This is a genomic window from Candidatus Protofrankia californiensis (assembly GCF_900634765.1).
GTDB lineage: Bacteria > Actinomycetota > Actinomycetes > Frankiales > Frankiaceae > Protofrankia > Protofrankia californiensis.
Genome location: NZ_CAAAFT010000294.1, coordinates 1 through 799 on the forward strand (window position 1 = coordinate 1; position 799 = coordinate 799).

Annotated in this window: 1 protein-coding gene and 1 pseudogene; both read left to right on the forward strand. The window is 65.0% G+C overall.

Annotation, left to right across the window (positions count from 1 at the left end; translation table 11 throughout):
- Nucleotides 1–310 (forward strand): annotated as a pseudogene (locus DD1DGNOD_RS29595) (hypothetical protein); the annotation flags it as partial.
- Between the two features lie 327 nt (nt 311–637).
- Nucleotides 638–799, forward strand: a 162-nt coding sequence (locus DD1DGNOD_RS31290; protein WP_430827815.1) for a FitA-like ribbon-helix-helix domain-containing protein, incomplete at its 3' end; no start/stop codon positions are given.

Below are 799 nucleotides of genomic sequence, written 5' to 3' on the forward strand. Positions count from 1 at the left end.
GCGCCAGTGGCTGGCGTTTCCGGCGGGCGCGAGCGCGGCGCCGCTGGTCGCCACCGTGGCCGACCGGTATCCGCTGGTCGATCTGTCCATCCGCGAGCCGGCGATCGAGGACGTCATAGCCCGGCTGTACACCTCGGGTACAGAGGATCCCTCAGATACGAGGAATTCCTCGGGTACAGAGGATTTCTCGGGCACGAAGAATCCCTCAGGAACGGAGGATTTCCCGGGTGCGGAAGATTTCTCGGGCACCGACGGGAACCGCCCCGTCCCCCGGCAGGGCGGGACCTCGGATACGGCAGCGTCACTATGACGACGAAACATGATGACAGTGGCACGACGCTGACCGGCACAATGATGACCGGCACAATGATGACCAGCGTGACAATGACCGAGGCCAGGGCCATGACAGCGGCACCACGGTGAGAGGGACGGTCACCACCTACCTCACGGTTGCCCGCTGCAGCGCCCGCCGGTACGCCTTCAAAGCGGCAGGCAGGCATGCCGCACCTGTTCCGCCGGTGACAGATGGCTTGGTTGTGGCGGGTTGCCCGTCACGCTGACCGTACCACCGAGCTAAGCTGAGATCGTCGTGGTCGGCGGGTTGCACAGTCGATCTGAGGGCATGCATCATGCATGCATGACGACCGTCGTGGTCCGCAACCTTCCCGACGACATCCACCGCAGGCTGCAGGAACGAGCCCGCGACGCGGGCCAGTCGTTGCAGCAGTACCTGACGGTCCAGCTCGCCCGGCTTGCGACGACCCCCACCCTGGACGAAGTGATCAATCGGATCACGACC